This window comes from Mycobacterium sp., assembly GCF_049673265.1.
Taxonomy (GTDB): Bacteria; Actinomycetota; Actinomycetes; order Mycobacteriales; family Mycobacteriaceae; genus Mycobacterium.
Genome location: NZ_JBATXN010000059.1, coordinates 1 through 2,656 on the forward strand (window position 1 = coordinate 1; position 2,656 = coordinate 2,656).

2 protein-coding genes and 1 pseudogene are annotated in these 2,656 nt (G+C 64.4%); 1 reads left to right on the forward strand and 2 read right to left on the reverse strand.

The window, feature by feature from the left end; genetic code table 11:
• Together WBF82_RS02055 and clpX are read right to left on the reverse strand one after the other, a co-directional pair.
• Positions 1–245 (reverse strand): annotated as a pseudogene (locus WBF82_RS02055) (MFS transporter); the annotation flags it as partial.
• Between the two features lie 26 nt (positions 246–271).
• The gene (clpX, locus tag WBF82_RS02060; protein WP_424381440.1) at positions 272–1,555 is read right to left on the reverse strand and encodes an ATP-dependent Clp protease ATP-binding subunit ClpX; all 1,284 of its coding nucleotides are present in this window, start codon (positions 1,553–1,555) and stop codon (positions 272–274) included.
• A gap of 265 nt (positions 1,556–1,820) precedes the next feature.
• Here clpX and mmuM point away from each other — a divergent pair.
• Positions 1,821–2,656, forward strand: an 836-nt coding sequence (gene mmuM / locus WBF82_RS02065) for a homocysteine S-methyltransferase (RefSeq protein ID WP_424381441.1), incomplete at its 3' end; no start/stop codon positions are given.

Here is a 2,656-nt window from a genome sequence, read left to right on the forward strand (position 1 = left end):
ATCAGCGCCCGCTTGGCAGTCGTCCGATCGACCAAGGCGCCCACCGGCGTCTGCGCGATGATCGCCGCGATCCCGCCGACCCCCATCACGAAGCCGATCGAAGCCTGATCCCAATGGTGGGTCAGCAGCAGATATATCGATAAGTACGGGCCCAAGCCGTCGCGGACGTCAGCCAACAAGAAGTTCAGTAAATCCAGCGCACGTGCGGTTCGCCGTGGAACTGTGTCAGCGGCTTCGGCACCCAACGGTTACCGAGCGGCCGAGAGTACTGCTAAGCGCTCTTGTCGCGGCGCTCGGTGCGGGCCGGCTTGCGCGGCACGATCGTCGGCAGCACGTTGTCCTGCACGGTCTCCTTGGTCACGACGACCTTGGCGACGTCGTCACGGCTGGGGATGTCGTACATCACCGGCAGCAAAACTTCTTCCATGATCGCGCGCAGGCCACGAGCCCCGGTGCCGCGGTGGATCGCCTGCTCGGCGATCGCTTCCAACGCGTCCTCGGTGAACTCGAGTTCGACGTTGTCCATCTCGAACAGCCGGGTGTACTGCTTGACCAAAGCGTTCTTGGGCTGGGACAAGATCTTGACCAGCGAGTCCTGGTCCAGGTTCGTCACCGACGCCACAACCGGCAGCCGGCCGATGAATTCGGGGATCAGCCCGTATTTGATCAGGTCTTCCGGCATGACTTCGGCGAAGTGGTCGGTGGTGTCGATCTCGGCCTTAGAACGCACCTCGGCACCGAAACCCAGACCACGCTTGCCGACCCGGTCGGAGACGATCTTCTCCAGCCCGGCGAACGCACCGGCAACGATGAACAACACGTTGGTTGTGTCGATCTGGATGAACTCCTGATGCGGGTGCTTGCGGCCGCCTTGCGGAGGCACCGACGCTTGGGTGCCCTCCAAGATCTTCAGCAGCGCCTGCTGCACGCCTTCCCCGGAGACGTCACGGGTGATCGACGGGTTCTCACTCTTACGCGCAATCTTGTCGACCTCGTCGATGTAGATGATGCCGGTTTCGGCGCGCTTGACGTCGTAGTCGGCGGCCTGAATCAGTTTGAGCAGAATGTTTTCCACGTCCTCACCGACGTAACCGGCTTCGGTCAGCGCGGTGGCGTCGGCGATGGCGAACGGCACGTTGAGCATCTTGGCCAGCGTCTGGGCCAGGTAGGTCTTACCGCACCCGGTCGGTCCCAGCATCAGGATGTTGGACTTGGTCAGCTCGACGGGCTCGCCGGACCGGGAATCACGTCCCTTTTCACCAGCCTGAATCCGCTTGTAGTGGTTGTAGACCGCGACGGCCAGCGTCCGCTTGGCGGTGTCCTGGCCGATGACGTAGCCCTCCAGGAAGTCGCGGATCTCGGCGGGCTTTGGCAGCTCGTCAAGCTTGACGTCGTCGGCGTCGGCGAGTTCCTCTTCGATGATCTCGTTGCATAGATCGATGCACTCATCGCAGATGTATACGCCGGGACCCGCAATGAGCTTTTTGACCTGCTTTTGGCTCTTTCCGCAGAACGAGCACTTCAGGAGGTCACCGCCGTCTCCGATGCGCGCCATGTGCTGGGGGCCTACTTCCTGTTCAACGTCTCGATCGTGCTATGCCGCGTGTATTTTCCCGACGCTACCCGCTTGCTCTATCGCGATGCGACCGTTAGAGCCGAATCGCGTCGGTGATATTCGTGGATGTGTGCTGCGAACATATCGCCTGAGGCGGTCCCACGCTTGCCGGAACGCGCCACTGTGTCCCTGGCGTGTCGCGGCCGTTATGCGACCGAGAGGCGGACAAGCTGGGCGGCCCTAGATTAGGCCTGTGGGATTCGCCGTGCCCGAGAATACCGCGTTGATCGCCGACGGTGGTCTGGCCACCGAACTTGAAGCACGTGGTCATGATCTATCCGACGCGTTGTGGTCGGCCCGGCTGCTGGTGGACGCCCCGCAGGAAATCGCCGCGGTACACACGGCCTTCTACCGCGCCGGCGCGATGATCGCGACCACCGCCAGCTATCAGGCATCATTCGACGCGTTCGCGGCCAGCGGAATCAGCCGCGACGACACTGCCCGGTTGCTTCGGCGCAGCGTCGACCTCGCTAAAACGGCGCGCGACGAAGTGGGCGTCGCGGGCTGGGTGGCCGCGTCGGTAGGCCCCTACGGCGCCGCCCTCGCGGATGGCTCGGAATACCGCGGCCGCTACGGGCTCAGCGTTAAGCAGCTGGAGAACTGGCACCGGCCCCGGCTGGAAGTGTTCGCGGACGCGAGCGCGGACGTGCTGGCCCTGGAAACCATCCCCGACGTCGACGAGGCCGAGGCGCTGGTGAATCTGGTCCGGTCGCTCGGTGTGCCGGCGTGGCTCAGCTACACCATCGACGGCGCACGCACCCGTGCCGGTCAGCCGTTAAGCGACGCATTCGCCGTGCCGGCCGGAATCCCCGAGATCGTCGCGGTCGGGGTCAACTGCTGCGCACCCGACGACGTGCTGCCCGCGATCCGGTCGGCCCGAGAAATCGGCAAACCGGTGATCGTGTATCCCAACCGCGGCGAGCGCTGGGATGGCGCTCGGCGCAGTTGGGTTGGGCCATCGCGGTTCTCGCCGAGGTTGGCCGTGCAGTGGGTGGCAGCAGGTGCGCGGGTGATCGGCGGGTGCTGCCGGGTGCGGCCCAC

What these genes read in the sequence shown, in the direction of transcription:
- clpX (WP_424381440.1), bottom strand. Translation starts at nt 1,555, where the DNA reads ATGGCGCGCATCGGAGACGGCGGTGACCTCCTGAAGTGCTCGTTCTGC.